This is a genomic window from Shewanella sp., from assembly GCF_047975355.1.
Classification (GTDB): Bacteria; Pseudomonadota; Gammaproteobacteria; order Enterobacterales; family Shewanellaceae; genus Shewanella.
This window is the reverse complement of record NZ_JBKEDJ010000075.1, coordinates 1-20299: the sequence shown is the minus strand read 5'-3', so window position 1 is coordinate 20299 and position 20299 is coordinate 1. Positions and strand designations below refer to the sequence as shown.

Here is a 20299-nt window from a genome sequence, read left to right as displayed (position 1 = left end):
GTAACGGTCAAAGTCGGCTAAGTCATGGCCATGGCCGCGACCAAAGGCGGCATATTCTTCGAAAATGCCTTTCTGTAGATAGAAGCCAAAGTGCTCGCTTTCGTCGTTTAACTCGGCTTTACAATCTGTGGTCGGGAACTTGTTGATGACGCCGTTGGCAAACAGCACTTCATAGAGCGTCTTGTCAGCGTATTCTGGCTGTTTCGCGATAAGCTCAGCGGGCCACACTTCAGACACTTTAAAGCGTTTTGAAAACTCGACTAATTGCCATAGATCCGACTTAGCTCCCTCAGGCGCTTTGACCTGTTGATGCCACATATGGGTACGGCGTTCGGCGTTACCGTAGGCACCTTCTTTCTCTACCCACATAGCGGTGGGTAGAATTAAGTCAGCAGCCATGGCGGTGACGGTTGGGTAAGGATCTGAGACTACGATAAAGTTTTCAGGGTTACGGAAACCGGGATAAATTTCATCGTTGATATTTGGGCCCGCCTGCATATTGTTAGTACACATAGTCCAATAGCAGTTGAGTTTACCGTCTTTGAGCATGCGGCTTTGCAGCACGGCATGGAAGCCCGGTTTTGGCGGAATCGTGCCTTCTGGTACTTGCCACACTTTTTCTGTAATGGCGCGGTGTTTATCGTTGGCCACTTCCATATCCGCAGGTAAGCGGTGGGCGAAGGTGCCGACTTCACGGGCGGTACCACAGGCGGAAGGTTGACCCGTTAATGAGAATGGGCTGTTACCTGGGGTGGCGATTTTACCTGTGAGTAAGTGGATGTTGTAGAGCATATTGTTTGCCCACACGCCACGAACGTGTTGGTTGATCCCCATGGTCCAAAGACTCATGACTTTTACCTTAGGATCGGCATAGGCCTTAGCTAAGGTTTCTAATTTTTCAGGCTCTACACCACTCATTTTCGCCGCATATTCCAGCGTATAAGTGCTGACGAACTTAGCGTATTCTTCGAAGCTGATAGGGCTGGATTTACCATTGCCTGGGTTTTTGGCTTTCTTCTCTAACGGATGATCTGGACGCAGACCATAGCCGATATCATCCACACCGAGGGCAAATTTAGTATGTTTAGTCACAAAGTCGGTATTCACGGCTTTGTTTTGGATGATGTAGTTAGCGATAAAGTTGAGGATCACAAGATCTGACTGTGGGCGGAACACCATAGGGTTGTCCGCTAGGTCGAAGCTGCGGTTTTCGAAGGTCGATAACACATGCACGCGGCTATCTTTGTTGCTTAGACGGCGATCCGATAAACGCGCCCACAGGATTGGGTGCATCTCGGCCATGTTGGCGCCCCAGAGCACAAAGTGATCGGCAGCTTCTAAGTCATCGTAACAGCCCATAGGCTCGTCGATACCGAAGGTACGCATAAAGCCACCCACGGCCGATGCCATACAGTGGCGAGCGTTAGGGTCGATATTGTTGGTTAAGAATCCAGCCTTATGCAATTTAGAGGCGGCATAACCTTCCCAGATGGTCCATTGGCCTGAGCCGAACATACCGACAGAGGTTGGGCCCTTAGTGGCGAGGCTGTGTTTCCACTTAGCGGCCATAGTGTCTAAGGCTACATCCCAACTAACTGGGGTAAACTCGCCTTCTTTATGGTATTGGCCGTCCTTCATACGCAGTAGCGGCGTAGTTAATCTGTCCTTGCCGTACATGATTTTCGACAGGAAATAACCTTTAATACAGTTCAAACCACGGTTAACTGGGCTTTCGGGATCGCCCTTAGTCGCGACCACTTTACCCGCTTTGGTGCCGACTAATACGCTACAACCCACACCGCAGAAGCGGCAGGGTGCTTTATCCCACTTAATGTTATCTGACTCGGCGGCTTCGACCATTTTCACGGGAAGCGTGACGCCAACGGCCGTCGCAGCGGCAACCGCTGCGTTAGCCTTGAGAAACTCGCGGCGGCTAATGCTCATAGTGTTTCCTCACTCTCTTGTTCTAAGGGTTCTACTTGGTGGTAAATCAAACTGGCAGATAACACGCCGGACAGGGCATTGATGGCTTCAACATTGTCGAGAATGGCTTTTTGGCTATCCCCTTCGAGGGTGATAACCAACTTCCCCTCGGGTGAAACGGCGTGGATATCGCAGCCTTTTAACGCAGCAATATCGGCCTCAACCTGTTGTAAGGCATTCGGGGCGGCATGTACCACAAGACTGGTGACATGGTATTCCTGACTCATAGCGGTACCTTTATCTTGAGATTCATTGAGTTGTTTTCGATAGAAATCGCTACAACTCAATGTGGATAACTATGAGTCTAGACCTGATAAAAAATGTGGGTATACCTCACAAGAGGTATTGGCGGGGATAGTCGATCGGGATCAAAGTTTTGCGCGTGATCTAACTCTCAGTTTGAAATTTAAACAATCCCTATCCCTTTGGAGAGGGAGCTGGCGAGTGAATCATAAGTCTGGATTGTAACTATAAATATTGCCACTGCTTTAGCAGAATGACTGCGGGGTGTGCATTATCTTCCCCTAAGTCAGCGGCGCCTAAGGCATTGTCATCGAAATGCAATCACTGAGTGATGATTCGCAAGCATTTGCAATCGATAGTATTAGGATTGGGAGTTTTAAGCCGCTGTATTTGAGACGGAAATCAGGTAAATCCCAAGTCTAACTTATGGATATTAATACCCTGTGAGTTCCATATAACCCATGCCGCTATGGCTGCCTTTAAGCTCAATCGGGCCTTCCCAATAGGAAGTGGATAACGCCATGGCGCTATTGGGATTTAAGGGGGAAATGCGGATGTCGATTTGCTCGCTTGGGATTTGCACTTGCCAGCGGATGGGGTATTTCCCCGTGCTGGTGGTTTGCCACTCGAGTGGCGTCATTTTTATCCCATCCGGGGTGTCGCGAGAATTAATGTTGCGTCCGGTGCCATCGGCAAACATTCGTCTGGCGCTGTAAAAGGCCGATTGCGTTTGAGTCTTATCTGTGGCTTGCTCCCTTAACTGAAATAGCATCAGTGCCGAGCCATCATCTAACCTAAGGGCAAACCAATCCCAGCCCTGCTGGTTCTTGGTTAAAAACTGCGAGCTCCATTCTCTATCTAGCCAGCCTTGGCCTGTGACTTTCTCGACGCGGTTTTCCACTCGGCCATTGATCTTGATATGACGGGTGATTTCACCGTGAATCGTGATAAAGGGTTGGCTGTAGTAGTAAGAAGCCACTTTGCCGTTGCGACTCTTAATGCTGTAGCCCTTATCCCCTTGATATTGCAATGGTGCTTGGCTGTTAAGCTCAAGTTGATAACTAAAGTCGTCGGTTGCAACGCTCAAGGTTGCAGGGAATAACTCACTCGATTGACTGCGCCATTGCCAATTATCGAGGCTAATTTGGTAGGGATCTGCGCTCACCCCTGCTAGCGCCGGATGCGCCCGCGACCATTTTTCATGGGCGAGGTGAGAAGTGCTTGAGGTGAGTGCGCTATGGGCAAAATAAAGCTGCTCCGTCGCCCAAGTGGACTTAAGATTAGGTTCTACGTTTTGCGGTTCAGTATGCTTAGGTTTTAGCGCTACTCTAAATTGCGTCCATTGGGCGCCAAGTTGCTCACCATTCTCAGTGGTTAAATTGGCGGTGAGATACCACCATTCCTGGCGAAAATCCTGGTGGGCGAGGTGATCCTGAGGAAATTGAAAGCTGTTTCCTGGTGTCACCTTAGCAAAGCTTTGGCTATCTGCGCTTGCTTGCCCAAGTAAAGTCCCCATGGATTGAGATTCGGTAGTTGAAGGCGCATTATCGCAGCCACTTATACTTGTAAGCAGTAATCCACCAATAATGACCCTCAGCATTAAGCGTGCGCTAGTGCAGGCCCTAAGCAGTGTTGCAGAAGTTAACTTATTAACGCGCCAAATCTTGGTTTGATGTTCGCGAGAGATCATAGGGTTTCCTGCTGCAAACTGACGATTAAGGGCCTACGGGTTTGCCAGTAAAGCGGTAAGAGTACGGCTAAGGTGCAGGTCACTAAGGCAATGAGGATGGCTTTTCCGTAGGCGAACCAATCCCAAATCATCTTGATTGTCCAGCCAAAGGCTTGCAGGGTGATTTTATCTATCAGTAAATACCCGAGCAGAGCGCCCGTGGGCATGGCCATCAGGCAAGTGATAACGACGACCAGCAGCATTTGGCTGAACACCATAGTCCGCAGCTTATTGCGACTCACCCCGAGGGAATACAGCCTCGCCAATGGCGCTTGCCTAGATTGAGTCAACATCAAGCAGGCGCTAAATAGTCCTATGGCCGCCACCAGTAAAGTTAAACTATTGAGCACTAAGGTGATTGAGAAGGTGCGTTTAAACATGGCAATGGCCTGAGCCTTGATCTTGGCTTGGCTGTAAATTTGCGCCTGCGCTAAGTCTAATGTGACGGCCAATTGCCCTTGCAATTCATCCAGCTCTGTCTCGCTGAGTTTGCGGTGAGTCGCTGTGGTTCGATCTTCTGGCTCAATAGAGTGGAAACTGGCCGCAAGGCTAATGGGTAATAGTGGTAGCTGCGCCCGTTGCCATAGTTCATGGCTGATGATGAGCTCATTACGGGTATTGCCATGGTCGTAATAGATACCCGCGATAATGACTGGGTTGTTGGCGGTTTTGTCTAGCACGTTTAACGCCACTGTATCGCCAAGGTGCAACTGATACTTAATAGCCATGGGTTCGCTCACTAACACGTAGCGTCCATCGAAGTAGGTTTGCCAGAGATTCGGCAAGCTTTCTTTGAGCGTGCTGGTGTGTTGAATCGATGCATCATCGCGGCTAATTAGGTTGACGGGAATCGTTTGCGCCGCCCCTTGGGGTGATACTTCGGCCTCCACTTGCCATTGCTGATACAACCCACTCAGGCGAGGATCTTGGCTCAACTTATCGCGCACTTCGGCCATGCGGTTCACGCTGGGGCGCAGGTATAAATCGGCATGCAAGCGGGTTTCTAACCAGCTTCTTAAGGTTTGCTCGAAGCTCCCAACTAAGGTGTTCATCGACACATTAGCGCTTAGTGCCAGCAGTATCGCCATCATGGCGAGAGACAATGGCGCAATAAGCTCGCGGGTTTCGGCGAGAAGATATTGCTTAAGTCCGGGGCGAGTCAATGGCAACAGCAAGCTGACGCCCCAGTGCAATACTTGCGGTAATAGCAATGGAATCGCGACGGCGACCATGCCCAACAATACCAAACTGGTGTTATAGCTTTGGCTAAAGGGCATGAGTATTGCGGCGAGCGCGAGCAGGCCGCAGGCTAAGATAAACTGCCTACCATGGGTTTTGTTGTGGGCCTGCGTTTGTTGATAACGATTAGCGCCTTGGGCGAGGGATTGGCGGGTTAAGTCGAAATACAAGGGCAAACAGGCGGCTAGCGCGGCAACTAAAGTGAGGGCTATCGCCTCGGCCAACCAACGCCATTGCCAAACTCCCGGCAACAAGTGGGCGCCGTAGAGCTGCTCTAAGGTCATAGCAACCATAGGTTGCAACCAGTGACTCAGCTGTAATCCTAAGATAAATCCCATTAACGAGCCCAACACCACCAATAGCAGTAATTCGCCAAGTAGGGCAAGCATGACTTCACGCCGCGCTAAGCCCTGTTGCAGTAATTGGGTTAATAGACGTTGACGTTTCATCAGGCTGTAACGCACGCCGTTATAGGCAATAAACAGCCCGATCACAAAGGCTAACATGCTCATCGCATTGAGGTTTAAATGAAAACTGCGGGTAAGCGCCATCAAGGCTTGGCCTTGATCCTGTTGACTGTAACTGGCGCGAAGCGGCGTAATCCCTTGGGTATCGAGCCGCTGCTTTAAGGCAGGGAGCTTATCCCTGTCACTGAATAGGGCGATATAGCTGAGTTTGCCTTGCATCCCGAGTAACGTTTGGGCGAGGGAAATATCGGTCAGAATTGCACTGCCCAGTCCCCAGCTATCATCGATACTAATGACCTTAAGCTTGTCTGGCGCAAAAGACGCTGGCGCGAGTGCGAGTTGGCCATTGGGCGCGATTTTATTGGCAAGGCTCTGACTCATAACCACTATCGGCTCACCACTCATTAAATCGGCGAGCGGCAGCGCTCCCATCGACATCCTAGGATTGGCTTCTTGTTTTGTGCTGGCGTTGTGCTTTTGTCCCTCTTTTATGCTTAGACTTGCCGTCAGTGCGGCTACGATATCGCTGCCTTCAATTTGCCAGAACTGACCGTTCAGGCCTGCCACTCTGCCACTGACAACCGCAAGGCTTTGGCTTATGCCCGCTTGGCGTAGGCTGAAATACACGGATTCGTCGAGGGTTTCTTGGCCGATGGGCGCGCTTAAGAGCACATCGGCCCGCTGGCTCAAGAGTTCCGTGGCCTCACTGTAGCTGCGAATAGCATTATCATTGGTGGCTTTAACCCCGATAAGCAAAGTCACGGCGAGGGCAAGCCCAAGCAAAATCGCGCCCGCTTGCAGCGGCGCGTGGCGATAATGGGCGAGAAAGACCTTTAATACCCAATAGATCCGCAGCCATGGGCGGTTTCTGGTTTGGCTGTGATTTGCCTTAGGGGTTAATGCAGGACTCATCATCTAGTTAACCGGAGATAGATACAGCGGCGTGGGAAAGATGCCAGCGTTTGTTCATAAAGGCGGCGCATTCTTCACTGTGGGTGACCATGAGTATGCTGGTTTGGCTTTCTTTGGCGAGTTCGCATAGTAGTGACATCACCTGTTTACCCGACTCATCATCGAGGTTGCCCGTGGGTTCATCGGCCAGCAATAAACTCGGATTGTGGGCTAAGGCTCTGGCGATAGCGACCCTTTGCTGTTGCCCGCCGGACAGTGCCTCGACCTGCCTGTTGAGTAGCGAAGCAAGCCCTAGTTTTTCGACCAGATAATCGCACCAAGGATCCCAACTGGCGCCATTGAGGTTTAGCGAAAAGCCTATGTTGTTTCTCACATTGAGCGGTGTTAGTAGATTAAACTGTTGAAACACTACGCCTAAATGGCTACGCCGGAAATCGCTCCAGTGCTTGTCTTGCCATTCTTGGGTGGATTGATGATTCAGCACTATCTGGCCGCTGTCTGGCGTTTCAAAGCCTGCGATCAAATTTAACAGTGTGCTTTTACCGCTGCCGCTGGGGCCCGTGAGTGCGATGGTTTCGCCGCGATGCAAGGTTAAATCGACGGCCTGCAGTACGGTATGGCGCTGCTCGCCATCGCGAAAACTTTTACTCACTTGGATAAGTTTGGCTACTTCTGACATTTATCCTTTCACTCTGACAACATTTAGCCCGACTAAAGATAAAACATTTTATCTTCTGATAGATACTGCTATTTGGTTCTTAAGGTTCACTTTGCATGGATTCAGACTTAGGTTTTATGCTGTTTAAATTTTCTGCAACTGTGGCGTTTAGCTCGCATTCTGTGAGCGAATGGGCTTGAGCTATTTTTGTGTTTGTTGCATGCTGTGCGCCCTGTTAAATCGATAGCGGACTATCGATTTAACAATCCGTTCGGATGAAGGTAGCAGGAGAGTGGGGAATTAACCCCACACCGACGAGGCAACTTTGTTTTAGATTTCTATAAAACAAAGCACTCTTTCAGGTGCCGCAAGGCGTGGACTGTTACTGGACGAGCCTCTGGAGAGACTACCTATTGCATTAGGTTGCAATATTGGTGGCGCCGAAGGCGAAAGTAGGTGTGTCGATGGATGCATTCTGCGAAACGCTCAGGCAAAAGGACAGAGGAGAGGATGACTGCACAGTTCCTGTCGTTTGTCTTTGTGGACTATTTCTCTGCCTTTATTGGCTGGGTGGTAGTATTTCTTTAGGCTGACAGCGGTGTGTCACAGCCATTTCTTTTCCTCCTCCTTTATTAATTTAGTTGTTTAATAATTGAGGAATATCATGAATTTTCAAGCTTTACTCAGCAGCCTGAACGGCATCGTTTGGGGACCTGTTACCCTGTGCTTGCTGGTGGGGACGGGTATCTATCTCACCTTGCGTTTGCGGCTTATCCAAGTGTTTCGTCTGCCCATGGCGCTTAGTCTATTGTTTAAACCCGCTAAGGGGCATGGGGATTTATCCTCCTTCGCCGCCTTGTGCACGGCACTGTCGGCCACCATTGGTACGGGCAACATTGTCGGGGTGGCAACTGCGATCAAGATGGGCGGCCCAGGTGCGTTATTTTGGATGTGGTTGGCGGCCTTCTTTGGCATGGCGACCAAGTATGCCGAATGTATGTTAGCGGTAAAATACCGCACTGTGGATGCGCGCGGGCAAATCGCCGGCGGCCCCATGTATTACATCGAGCGGGGTCTGGGCATGCATTGGATGGCGAAGCTATTTGCCCTCTTTGGTGTGGGGGTGGCGTTTTTCGGTATTGGCACTTTTGCTCAAGTGAATGCAATTAGCGATGCCCTGACCATTGCCTTTGAGGTGCCTACTTGGGCGACGGCACTGGTGCTCACCCTGTTAGTCGCGGCGGTGACCTTAGGTGGGGTGAAGCGTATTTCCAACGTGGCGCAAAAGTTAGTTCCTGCTATGTCTATAGGTTATGTGCTTGCTTGTGTATGGATTTTAGTGAGTTTTGCCGAATCGATTTTACCCGCCTTGCAATTAGTGGTGGAGTCTGCCTTTACGCCTGTTTCGGCGGCGGGCGGATTCTTAGGGGCGACCGTGGCGCAGGCGATTCAAATGGGGATTGCCCGCGGGGTGTTTTCTAATGAATCGGGTCTGGGAAGCGCACCTATCGCTGCCGCGGCGGCGAAAACCAATGAGCCGGTCGAGCAGGGTTTAGTGAGTATGACGGGCACCTTTTTCGACACCATCATCATCTGCACTATGACGGGGCTGGTACTGATTATCACGGGTGTCTGGAGCGGTGATACCGCTGGTGCGGCGATGACCAGCGCGGCCTTCAGCCTAGGCGGTTCGGCGGTCGTTGGTCAATATTTAGTGACTATCGCCTTAGTCTGTTTTGCGTTTACCACAATTTTAGGTTGGCACTACTATGGCGAGCGCTGCTGGTACTATTTAGTGGGCGAGCGTGGACTGCGTGCCTATCAAATGCTGTTTTTAGGTTTGATTGCCGTGGGTGCCTTTATCAAGCTAGATGTGATCTGGTTATTGGCCGATACGGTCAATGGTTTAATGGCGATACCGAATCTGATTGCCATTGTGGGGTTACGCCAGGTGATTATTGCGGAAACTCAAAGTTACTTTGAACGAATGCTCTCAAAGAGTGCATTAGATACTGTTTATTAATGTTGTGAAAACAATATATTACTTCACACTATTTTAACTTTGAGATTGTCGCCGCGCCGTTCTTCGTTTACTTTAATAGATGCTGTTCGAAAAATAGCATATTTAGACGAGAACTTTGAGGCGACGCCATGGACAGAAGTAAACTCCGCACCTTTCGCAGCAAGATCCTATCCCATATTGCGCTGCCATTGATTCTAATCATGGCAGCCGTGTATGGCATTAATGCTTGGTTTAACTACCTTTCTGCCGAGCGCAAGCTATACGATTCCCTCACCCAGGAATCCCATCATTCCGCCTATCGTCTACAACTTCTGCTTGAACATGCGCAGACTAATACTCAGGGCGTTGCCGATTTTATTGGTTTTTTATCCAATATGGACGGCCTGAATAATAGCGAGAAAATCAGGCAGATGTTAACCAATCGCCTCGAACGCAACCCCGATTTTTACGGCTCAGCCGTTGCGTTTAAACCTTATACCTTTCCCGATAAAAAACTCTTTTGCCCCTATGTTTACCGCGATGGTGACAGTTTCCATTACTTAGATATTGGCGCCGAAGGTTATGACTACACCGATGGTTCATGGGATTGGTGGTCCAAGGCAATCAATCAGGCCGGGGGCTATTGGTCTAAGGCCTACTTTGATGAGGGTGCCGGCAACATCTTGATGGTGACTTATTCTGTCCCCTTTGGCCCTGAAAATGATTATTTTGGCGTGGCAACGGTCGATTTGTCGCTTGATAAATTGCCTGAGCAACTTGGCGTACCACCGAGCCAATTAGTCGTGCTCGATGATCAAGGGCGGTTCATTTTCCACAGTGATAAAGAGAAAGTACTCGCGGTGACGTCGGCAGAATGGCTCGATAGAAATGCCAGCCGAAACAGAGACTTTTGGGCGTTATTAGACAAAGACTTAAACGGGCAAGCGCGTTTTGTTGATGATAAGAGCATAGTATACCTCGCCAGTGTCGCCTCTGTGGCTAAGCTCAAGTGGCGGGTTATCGTCATGGTGCCCGAGCAGCAGCTATTTTCTGCGCTCTTGGATGATATGGCCTCCATGGTGCTCAACCTCAGTTTACTCACTCTGTTGCTGATACTGACCTGCTATATCGCCGCGAAACGTCTGACGAGGCCGCTTGAAATGCTAGAGTCAGGCATTTTGGCCTTCGGTCAGGGGAAATCCCAACAATTAGCGATCCCGAATGGCGCCGTGAGTGAGATAGTGACGCTTAGCGAAACCTTTAACCAAATGACAGAGCTACTGGCCGAAAGGGAACAGGCGATTTTAGATTCCCGTGGCAATCGCTTTGCTCGCTTGATTGACGGTATGAGCGATAAGTCCTTCTACTGCTCGCTCGACCCCTCAGGCCAATTGGCTCAGGTGAGTGAAGGGGTCACTAAGGTCTTGGGTATGTCTCCTGAGCTCCTCAAGCGTAAGTATCAGCGTTTATTTACCGCCAATCCCTTAAATGAAAAGAATTGGGAATACACAGATCTGGCCTTGAAGGGGCAAAATGTTCCTTCCCACCAAGTGGAATTACTCAATGCGGGTGGCCACCCTCGTATGCTCGATCTCTTTATGCAACCTTTAGTATCGGATACGGGGGAGTTGATGTCGGTGGAGATGTTATTTACCGATGTGACCGAGCAGTTCTCCGCCGCAGCTTGGTCAAATGCCGTGCTCGAAGCGGCGCCTGAGGCCATGTTAATCGTTGACCAAATGGGGTCGATTGTGTTCAGCAATACTCGCTGCCAAATTCTCTTTGGCTATGATGCCAACAGCATGCTGGGACTACAGGTAGAGTCGCTCTTGCCCGAGGCCATGCGCGGCAATCATGCCCGGGATCGCCTGCAATTTTTGCGAGAAGGCCGCGATCGTCCCATGGCCAATGCGCGCCATGTGCGGGCGCTCAAAGCCGATGGTGGGGAGTTTGTTGCCGAAATCGCCTTGAGTATTCTGCCCGCCGATAATGAAGGCCGCCGACAAGTGGCGGCGTCTATTCGGGATATGACCCAGAAATTAGCGGTTGAACAAAAAATACGTGATAGCGAACTGAGGTTCCGCGGTTTAGTGACTAACATTCCCGGCGCCGTCTACCGCACGCGTATCGGCGAAGTCTGGGTGATGGAATATGTCAGTGACAACATTGCCGATATTACGGGTTATGCGGCAAGCCAGTTTATTGAAAACCGTCAACGTACCTTTGCTTCGCTGATCTTGGAAGATGATCGCGAATTATGCCATCAGCATATCGATAGGGCGCTGGCGCAGCAGGAAACCTTTGAGGTGGAATATCGCATTCGTCACCGTGACGGCAGCATTCGCTGGGTACATGAAAAAGGCAAGGCCAGTTACACCGATGAGGGCTTTCCGCTGTGGTTCGACGGCAGTATCGATGATATTACCGAGAGTAAACTCGCACTAGTCGAGCTTGAGAGTTCGCGTCAGCAATTGACCAATATCACCGAATCCATCCCTTGTACCGTGTATCAGCTACGTTGGGTTTCACCTGCGGATCGCTCCTTTACCTTCCTCTCCGGCGCAGCGTTTCACATGTTGGGCTTACACCGCGAAGAGTTACTGAAAGACTTTAATATCATCGCCGAGCGGATTTTTGACGAAGAACGTTCCGAAGTGGTGCGTGCCTTGGCGGGTAAGAGTGAGGATAAACTGCAATGGGTGCGTGAGTTCCGTTATCGACACCCTAACGGCAGTATCCGTTGGATGGAAGCTGGCGCTAGCGGCCATATTGGCGACGATGGTGCCATTGTTTGGAATGGCTATGTGATGGATATTACTGAGCGCAAGGCCATAGAAGAAGAGCTTGCGGTCAGCGAAGCGCACTTTAAGGCGCTGTTTGATGGCTCCACCATAGGTATAGTGAACGTCGATGCCAAAGGGGTGATCCTCGATTGTAACGACCAATATTGTGAAGACATGGGGCAGTCCCGTGAGTCCCTCTGTGGCATATCGATTTTCGATGTCTTAAGCCTGCAGGATAAAGAAATCGCTAAGGCGCAGTTTAAGGAACTGGCTGAGGGCCGAGTCGATCATTATCGCGGTGAGCGCAGCTTTATTCGTCCCAACGGTGAGCCTCTGTGGATGACGGTCAATGTGTCGGCACTCTTCGACAGCCAGAAACGGTTTGAATCGGCCGTGGTCAGTATGGTCGATATGACAGAGTTAAAACTGCTGTCTGACGAACTCTTAGTCGCTAAGGAAGAGGCCGATGCGGCGAGTAAAGCCAAGGGCGACTTCCTCGCTAATATGTCCCACGAAATCCGCACGCCAATGAATGCCATTATCGGTATGTCGCAGCTTTGTTTGCAGACCGATCTCGATAAGAAGCAGAAAAATTATGTGGAGAAAATTGAGCGCGCCTCAAAGTCCTTGCTCTCCATCATTAACGACATTCTCGACTTCTCCAAAATTGAAGCCGGCAAGCTAGATATCGAATCGGTTCCCTTCCAGCTCGATACTATGCTCGAAGATCTCAGCGATATGTTCTCCGAGAAAGCGGCTCATAAACAGCTTGAACTGCTGTTTGCTGTGGCGCCCAATGTGCCTCGGCATCTGTTTGGCGATTCGCTACGCCTCGGGCAAGTGCTGATTAACCTGATGAACAACGCGATTAAATTTACCGAACGGGGCGAAGTCTTGCTATCGCTCAATCTGGTTGAGCAGCAAAACGATGATGTGGTGTTGCGTTTTAGTGTGCGCGACAGTGGTATCGGCTTAACCGCTGAGCAGCAGGCGAAACTGTTTAAATCCTTTACTCAGGCCGATACCTCGACCACCCGCAAATACGGTGGCACAGGCTTAGGGCTAGCGATTTGTAAACAGTTAGTGGAGTTGATGGGCGGTACTATCGGGGTTGAAAGCCAGTTCGGTCACGGCAGTACCTTCTACTTTACCGTTAAGTTGCAGATTTCCAGCGGTCAAAAGCTGACGGTCGCCCAGGAACTTGAAGGTATGTCAATTCTGGTTGCCGATGATAATGCCACCGCCCGTGACATTATGCGCACGACATTAGAGAGCATGGGTTTTAGGGTCGATACGGTGCGTTCCGGCGAAGAGGCCGTGACTCGTTGTAGGCAGCAAGAATATGCAGTGGCATTGATCGATTGGAAAATGCCAAATCTCGATGGGATAGAAACGGCAAAACAGATTAAGCAGCAGGTGAAAAACGCGCCACGGATCTTGATGGTGTCGGCCCACGCCACCCAAGAATTCTTAAGCCAAATTGAAGCACTGGGCTTGGCGGGTTATATCAGTAAACCTATCAGCGCCTCACGATTGCTCGACGGCATTATGAACTCCCTTGGCCGAGCTGGGGTGCTTCCAGTCAGGCGTAACAGTGAGAGCATAGATCCTAAGCTCCTGCGGCCACTGAAGGACAAACGTATCCTCTTGGTGGAAGACAATGAGATGAACCTTGAGGTGGCCACCGAGTTTTTAGAGCAAGTGGGGATTATTTTATCCATTGCCACCAATGGTCAGATTGCGCTCGATAAGCTGGCACAGCAGAGTTTCGATCTGGTATTGATGGATTGCCAGATGCCAGTGATGGATGGTTACCAGGCCACTAAGGCACTTAGAAAGAGGCCAGAACTTAAGGAGTTGCCTGTGATTGCGATGACGGCTAATGCGATGGCGGGCGATAAGGAAATGTGTTTAAAAGCTGGGATGGATGACCATATTGCTAAGCCGATAGAGGTCAACCTATTGTACCAAACCCTACTGAAATACTTAGGTGGCGAGGTACCGCCGGCCGATGGCGCCTCACCGAGACAATTGGTTGAAACTCCTGTTAAACCTATCAATCTGGATTCAAAGTCCGTGGTGAAATGGCCCGAGCATCCGGAATTAGATATCGATAGGGGGTTACAGTTAGTTCAAAACTCAACGCGCCTCTATCAACGAATATTTGACCGTTTTGTGACCAGTCAACGTAATGTGGTTGAGTTGATAAATAAGGCGATAGCCAGCGACAAGCGCGACGATGCAGTGCGTATGGCACATACCTTAAAGGGACTCGCGGGCAATTTAAGTTCGAGTAAGCTGGTGGACTTGGCAAGGCAACTAGAGTTGCACTTAAGTGAAAATGCTGAGTATCAAACTGAGTTAGACCAAATCCAAGCGCTAGTGGCATCCATTTGTGAAGCCATCGAAAAGGTGAAGCCGCAGTTTGAAGAGCCGAAAGCATCAACGAGTGAACAACTCTCGCCAGAGGCGCTTGTGGCTGCCTTAAAGCAATTACGACAAAGCTTAGAGGATGCCGACTCTGATGCGGTGGCGCAAATAGATGCATTAAAACCTCAGGTGAGTAGCAAGTTATGGCTGCAGCTCAGCCCAGCTCTGACTATGATTAATCAGTACCAGTTTGATGAAGCAGTGGATTTGATTGATGAAGTGCTTGCGGAATTAGCGTGAAAACCGGTCAATTGAGTGCGGTAGTTGGCCATAAATAAAGCCACAGGATAAGGTGAAAGTGTTGATGGATAAGGCAACAATATTGGTCGTCGATGATACACCGGAAAATATTGATATTTTAGTGGGCATACTCGGTGAAGACTATAAGGTTAAAGTAGCGATTGATGGGCCAAGAGCATTAGCCCTTGTCACGAAAACCTTGCCGGATCTGATTTTACTCGACGTGATGATGCCCGGTATGAATGGCTATGAAGTCTGTAAGTTGCTTAAGCAGGAGCCTTTAACTTGCCATATCCCGGTGATTTTTGTGACTGCATTGTCTGAGGTAGCCGACGAGACTCAAGGATTTGAACTCGGCGCGGTCGATTACATCACTAAGCCTGTCAGTGCTCCTGTGGTAAAAGCACGAGTGCGAACCCATCTGGCGCTGTATGATCAAAAGCGCCTGCTAGAGCAACAGGTGAAAGAGCGCACCCAAGAGCTTGAAGAGACGCGGTTTGAGATTATTCGCCGCTTAGGCCGCGCCGCCGAATACAAAGACAACGAAACGGGCCTACACGTTGTGCGCATGAGCCATTATGCGAGGCTCCTTGCAATCAAATTAGGCTTACCCAGCACCTTCTGTGAGTTGTTGTACAACGCCGCGCCTATGCATGACATTGGTAAAATTGGCACACCAGATGCTGTGCTGAAAAAGCCGGGTAAGCTCGATGCTGAAGAGTGGGAAATCATGCAGCAACATGCTGCCATTGGCGCCGAGATCATTGGTGAACATGGCGATCCACTGCTGCAAATGGCGCGGCGTATTGCCTTAACGCACCACGAAAAATGGGATGGTTCGGGTTATCCTAATGGTTTATCGGGCGAAAATATTCCCATCGAGGGGCGCATTGTCGCTATTGCAGACGTTTTCGATGCGTTAACCTCTCAGCGGCCTTACAAGGAGCCTTGGACTATTGAGGCAACGGTCGAGTTGCTCGAAAGCCAAGCAGGCAAACACTTCGACCCTAAGCTTGTGGAGGAATTTAAGCAAATTCTGCCCGAGGTGATTGCAATTCGAGACACTTATCTCGAACATTAAAAAGTAAAGGCGCCTGAGGCGCCTTTTTCAATTCAACACTCGTTTTAGCTTAACGGCAGCAAACTATTCATCTTCGAGCGAGTAGGATAATGCTTGAATGCGTAAGCTGGATTGCTCATCGTCGGCAAAGCGCAGCTTGGCATCGTTCTCGGTATCGTTTGCCAGTACTGCGGTGAGCAGTACTTGATTGCCACGCTGTACGAACTCAATAATTTGTCCGCCCTTGCGATAGCCATCTTCCAATTCGATCTCGAGAGCACTTTCCAAATTGATGTCTGAGGAAGTCGTGCCGTGGAGAATATAGAGCGCGCGCTTGTTACCACCACGGTATTTCATCCGAGCCACAGTTTCTTGGCCCATGTAGCAGCCTTTGTTAAAGCTGATGCCGTTGATAGCCTGTAGGTTACACATCTGCGGCACATATTGGTTAGCATGGCCTGGCGCTAGGTTAGGGTATCCTGCTGTAATTTCTAAGGCTTGCCAAGCGCTGGCATCAAACACTGTGTGCTCGCCCACTAAGGCCGTTGCCGCGTCTGGCTGCAGCACCAGAATAAAACGATCCGCATCCTTTAAAATGGCGCCATGTTCGACCAGCGTCAGTTCTTCAGTGATTTCACCAAAGTGTTGGGTCACAAATTGTGTTGCCTGTTCGCCTGCTACGCCGAGTAATGTCCACTCCGCCGTCGCATTGGTCAGGGTTGCCTTGCTAAACACCGCATATTTTTGCAGTTGCGGCAGATCGACCTCGATAGTCTCCCTTGGCAGCAGCATCAACAGCGCCTCTTGGATAGCAAAGGTGCGGAAGCTGGCGATCATCTTACCCTTAGGATCGCAATGTGCGCCCCAGCGCCATTGGTTGGCTTCGAGTGAGCTAATGTCCGTAGTCACTTGGCCATGGATAAAGCTGCGCCCCTGTTCACCGACTACTTTGATGAGGCCGAGGTGGGATAGGTTGGCGAGCATAAGTGGAGGCATGGAGGCGTCCAGATCCCAAGTGGGTGTCGAAACTGCAATAGTCATAGCGGAGATCCTGAAAATGAAGACGATGCAAGAGGCTAGATTGTAGCGGAATTAAGCGGCGCTCAAAAGCATAAGGCGCACATATCTTGAATGAAATGTGCGCCTTATAAATTCACTCAAGCTGAGTGCTTAAAGCATTAGAACAATACGCGGGTGCGCAGTGTGCCTTCAATGGCTTTAAGTTCAACCAGTGCCTCTTCGGCTTGGTGAGTATCGACTTCCATCACCACATAACCGATTTCAGCTGTGGTTTGCAGGTACTGAGCGGCAATGTTGATGCCCTTTTCAGAGAAGGCTTTGTTGATTTTAATCAGCACGCCAGGACGGTTTTGGTGAATGTGCAGTAAGCGCGAAATGCCTTTGTGCATTGGCAGCGACACTTCAGGGAAGTTAACCGCAGACACGGTCGAACCGTTGTCAGAGTATTTGGCTAACTTACCGGCGACTTCGATACCGATGTTTTCCTGGGCTTCGGCAGTACTGCCACCCACGTGCGGAGTGAGCAGCACGTTATCTAAACCACGTAATGGGCTGATAAATTCATCATCATTCGATTGTGGCTCGACAGGGAATACGTCGATGGCCGCGCCAGCAAGGTGACGCTCTTTGAGGGCGACCGTCAGGGCATCGATATCAACCACAGTACCGCGTGAGGCGTTGATAAAGATGCTGCCTTTACGCATAGCGGTAAATTCGGCTGTGCTAATCATATCTTTGGTTTGCGCCGTCTCAGGGACGTGCAAACTGATCACATCGGACTGTGCCAGTAATTGTTCCATCGAATGGATTTGCTGGGCATTGCCTAATGGCAGTTTGTCTTCGATATCGAAAAACACCACGCGCATGCCTAAGGTTTCAGCCAAGATCCCGAGCTGTGTACCAATATGGCCATAACCTATCACACCTAAGGTTTTGCCACGGACTTCGTAACTGCCTGCGGCCGTTTTCATCCAGCCACCACGGTGGGCAATCGCATTACGTTCAGGAATGCCGCGCATCAGCATGATGATTTCGCCTAATACCAGTTCAGCCACGCTGCGAGTATTAGAGAATGGTGCGTTAAATACCGGGATACCGAGTAATTCGGCGGTCGCCAGATCCACTTGGTTAGTACCGATACAGAAACAACCAATCGCAATCAGTTTTTCGGCACGCTTTAATACCTCAGCCGTTAATTGGGTACGGGAACGAATACCAACAAAGTGAGCATCTTTGATGGACTCGAGCAGGGCTTCATCACCTAAGGAGGCTTTGTGATACTCGATATTGGTGTATCCAGCACGTTCAAATACATCGACCGCAGATTGGTGGACGCCTTCCAACAACAGGATCTTGATCTTATCCTTGTCCAGCGAATGTTTCGCCATGATATGGGTACCCTCTAATTAATTGAAATGGTTCAGTGTGATATGCTGACAGCCTTGGCCCTCCAAAGTAGCACTTTTTTTGCTCAGTGTGGAGGGCTAGATGGCTAAAGTTAATATTCTAGATTTAGAACAATATCGCATAAGAGGAAGGAACATTGAATAACAAAATCATTTGGTGCGGTATTTACCTCTCAGTTTTAATATGGTCGGCGATAAAACCCGCAGATGCTTTCACTTGGTGGCTCGAAGCCTTGCCCGCATTAGTGGCTGTGCCTTTGCTCTTTTTTACCCGCAAGCGTTTCCCACTGACGCCCTTAGTGTATTTTTTGGTGATAGTGCATTGCTGTGTGTTGTTTGTTGGCGCGCACTATACCTATGCCGAAGTGCCACTGTTTGACACTATTGCCCAGTGGATGGGCAGCGAGCGCAATAACTACGACAAGGTTGGGCATTTTGCTCAAGGGTTTATCCCAGCCATGCTGGCTCGTGAGATTATGTTACGAAATCAAGCGGTTAAACCTGGAGCTTGGTGTGCTTTTCTAGTCACCTGCTTTGTGTTGGCCTTCAGCGCCTTCTACGAACTGATTGAATGGTGGGTGGCCGCCGCGACGGGCGAAGGTGCAGAGGCCTTCTTAGGCACTCAGGGGTACGTTTGGGATACCCAATCGGATATGTTTTTAGCCTTGATAGGGGCTATTGTTGCGCTGCTGAGTTTATCGCGTGTACAGGATAAGCAGATTGCACGGCTCTAGGCTCGGCCATAGATAGCAAAATTAGATAGCAAAATTAGATAGCAAAATTGAGTGCTGTTAATGCCCCAGAGCACCTATTCTGAGGGCATATTAATTCTTCATATTGTCATATTCTCGCATTAGCTTTTGTGTAAACTTTCGATTGATCATCTAATCAACTAAAGTAGTAACTGATTCCATAGATCTGATTGGCGCCTTTAAGACTTCAGTAAGTACAATATTTGTTTGTCACTCTAGGGTTCCTGTCTAAGGTTACTTAGCGTAGATTGCAAATTTTAGTACATTTGGGGGGTAGTATTCGGTTGTTAATTAGTCAAAATGACTAGGTAATACATAGTTGGTACTGTGTTGTCGGCTGTTGTACTAAGTCTCATGCCAAAACAAAGCAAAGCAAGTACTTTTCAGGGAGAAGAGTAAAGTGATTACCATCAATGAATTAGTGTTCTTACATCAATTAACTGTCCCTTGCCATTTAGCGATACTCGCCGAATCTCTGGGATTAAAAACACGGATTGTTAAACAGGTTACAGAGTTAGATGTAGGTAATAGTCACCACTGTTTTTGTCTGATATCCCAAAAAGGAGCTGCTTTGGATAATGAAGGAATTCCTTTGTTGGCATCACGTTTAGTTCCCCATATTCCTATTGCTCTATACCAAGTAGAACGTAATTCTTTAGATCAGGAAGTGGCTATGTTGCTGGGGATCCGGGGGCTGTTATTTACTGATCAACGAATGGACTTAATGTTGACAGGATTGCGTAAAATGGTCGCGGGTGAACTGTGGTATGACAGAACGCTATTAAGTAAGATGTTTTGCCGAATGGTACAGAAGTTAGAAGACAATAATGAGCTGTCCGCCGATAACGCTGCCGTATTACAAATGCTGACTACCCGTGAACGAACCATCATTCAGTTTGTGTCTAGCGGTGCGCGTAATAAGGAGATTGCCGATAGATTATTTATCAGTGAGCACACGGTTAAGGCGCATATATCCTCTATCTTCCGTAAAACCCAGTCCCGTAATCGGGTAGAATTGCTTCGTTGGGTGCAAACTTATCAACCACATTTCGAATTGTGTAGCTAGGAAGTGTTGATGTTTCTGGGGGGCTTTGTTTCTTAAATCGACTCAGCGAACAAAGCCCCTCATAATTGTTCAAATATCAAACTACATAGTGAGTTTCAGGCATACCTAGCCCTGTGAGCTTGTTCAACGTCCTTATCATCGCGTAAGTTTCGCCTACCTGACCGTTATAATTTCGCAAGCTTAATCTGCCACCTAATAGTTGCTTCACCCTGTACATGGCAGTTTCTGAGATTGACCGACGATGATACCCATAGCGCTTCTTCCACTGTTTATTTGAACCATGAAGTTGTTGCCAACTGACTGCTAAGT

11 protein-coding genes, 2 pseudogenes and 1 riboswitch are annotated in these 20299 nt (G+C 49.3%); of the genes and pseudogenes, 5 read left to right on the top strand and 8 right to left on the bottom strand.

Going from position 1 to position 20299, the window contains the following annotated elements; all coding sequences use genetic code 11:
- From napA to ACK5NH_RS17700, 5 genes and pseudogenes are all read right to left on the bottom strand, one after another.
- Positions 1 to 1944: nitrate reductase catalytic subunit NapA (napA, locus tag ACK5NH_RS17720; protein ID WP_416922187.1), on the bottom strand; the 1944-nt coding region annotated here is incomplete at its 3' end.
- Positions 1941 to 2210 (bottom strand): chaperone NapD, encoded by a 270-nt coding sequence (locus tag ACK5NH_RS17715; RefSeq protein ID WP_416922185.1) that lies wholly within the window; start codon positions 2208 to 2210, stop codon positions 1941 to 1943. The genes napA and ACK5NH_RS17715, both read right to left, overlap by 4 nt.
- Positions 2211 to 2659: 449 nt before the next feature.
- Entirely contained in the window at positions 2660 to 3916 is a 1257-nt protein-coding gene (locus tag ACK5NH_RS17710; protein WP_416922183.1) for a lipocalin-like domain-containing protein, read from the bottom strand.
- On the bottom strand, positions 3913 to 6576 hold the full coding sequence (locus ACK5NH_RS17705) for an FtsX-like permease family protein (RefSeq protein WP_416922181.1): 2664 nt from the start codon (positions 6574 to 6576) through the stop codon (positions 3913 to 3915). Before ACK5NH_RS17705 ends, ACK5NH_RS17710 begins: the two co-directional genes overlap by 4 nt.
- A 154-nt stretch (positions 6577 to 6730) precedes the next feature.
- Positions 6731 to 7252, bottom strand: a pseudogene (locus ACK5NH_RS17700) (ABC transporter ATP-binding protein); the annotation flags it as partial.
- A 366-nt stretch (positions 7253 to 7618) separates the two neighbouring features.
- Positions 7619 to 7743, top strand: a riboswitch (glycine riboswitch).
- A gap of 152 nt (positions 7744 to 7895) precedes the next feature.
- Here ACK5NH_RS17700 and ACK5NH_RS17695 point away from each other — a divergent pair.
- From ACK5NH_RS17695 to ACK5NH_RS17685, 3 genes are all read left to right on the top strand, one after another.
- On the top strand, positions 7896 to 9254 hold the full coding sequence (locus ACK5NH_RS17695) for an alanine/glycine:cation symporter family protein (RefSeq protein WP_416922179.1): 1359 nt from the start codon (positions 7896 to 7898) through the stop codon (positions 9252 to 9254).
- Between the two features lie 128 nt (positions 9255 to 9382).
- Complete coding sequence (locus tag ACK5NH_RS17690) at positions 9383 to 14686, top strand: PAS domain S-box protein (protein ID WP_416922177.1); 5304 nt, start codon at positions 9383 to 9385, stop codon at positions 14684 to 14686.
- Between the two features lie 64 nt (positions 14687 to 14750).
- Positions 14751 to 15767: an HD domain-containing phosphohydrolase gene (locus ACK5NH_RS17685; RefSeq protein ID WP_416922175.1), complete on the top strand. Its 1017-nt coding sequence runs from the start codon at positions 14751 to 14753 to the stop codon at positions 15765 to 15767.
- A 63-nt stretch (positions 15768 to 15830) separates the two neighbouring features.
- Here the strand turns inward: ACK5NH_RS17685 and ygfZ are convergent, their stop codons facing one another.
- Both ygfZ and serA read right to left on the bottom strand, forming a co-directional pair.
- Entirely contained in the window at positions 15831 to 16787 is a 957-nt protein-coding gene (gene ygfZ, locus ACK5NH_RS17680; protein ID WP_416922173.1) for a tRNA-modifying protein YgfZ, read from the bottom strand.
- A gap of 137 nt (positions 16788 to 16924) precedes the next feature.
- Positions 16925 to 18154 (bottom strand): phosphoglycerate dehydrogenase, encoded by a 1230-nt coding sequence (serA, locus tag ACK5NH_RS17675; RefSeq protein WP_416922171.1) that lies wholly within the window; start codon positions 18152 to 18154, stop codon positions 16925 to 16927.
- A gap of 155 nt (positions 18155 to 18309) precedes the next feature.
- On the opposite strand from serA, the gene ACK5NH_RS17670 reads away from it, so the two are divergent.
- Both ACK5NH_RS17670 and ACK5NH_RS17665 read left to right on the top strand, forming a co-directional pair.
- Complete coding sequence (locus tag ACK5NH_RS17670; protein WP_416922169.1) at positions 18310 to 18906, top strand: DUF2238 domain-containing protein; 597 nt, start codon at positions 18310 to 18312, stop codon at positions 18904 to 18906.
- A gap of 418 nt (positions 18907 to 19324) precedes the next feature.
- Positions 19325 to 19990, top strand: a complete 666-nt coding sequence (locus ACK5NH_RS17665; protein ID WP_416922167.1) for a response regulator transcription factor — start codon at positions 19325 to 19327, stop codon at positions 19988 to 19990.
- Positions 19991 to 20066: 76 nt separating this feature from the next.
- Here the strand turns inward: ACK5NH_RS17665 and ACK5NH_RS17660 are convergent.
- A pseudogene (locus ACK5NH_RS17660) lies at positions 20067 to 20299 on the bottom strand (IS5/IS1182 family transposase); the annotation flags it as partial.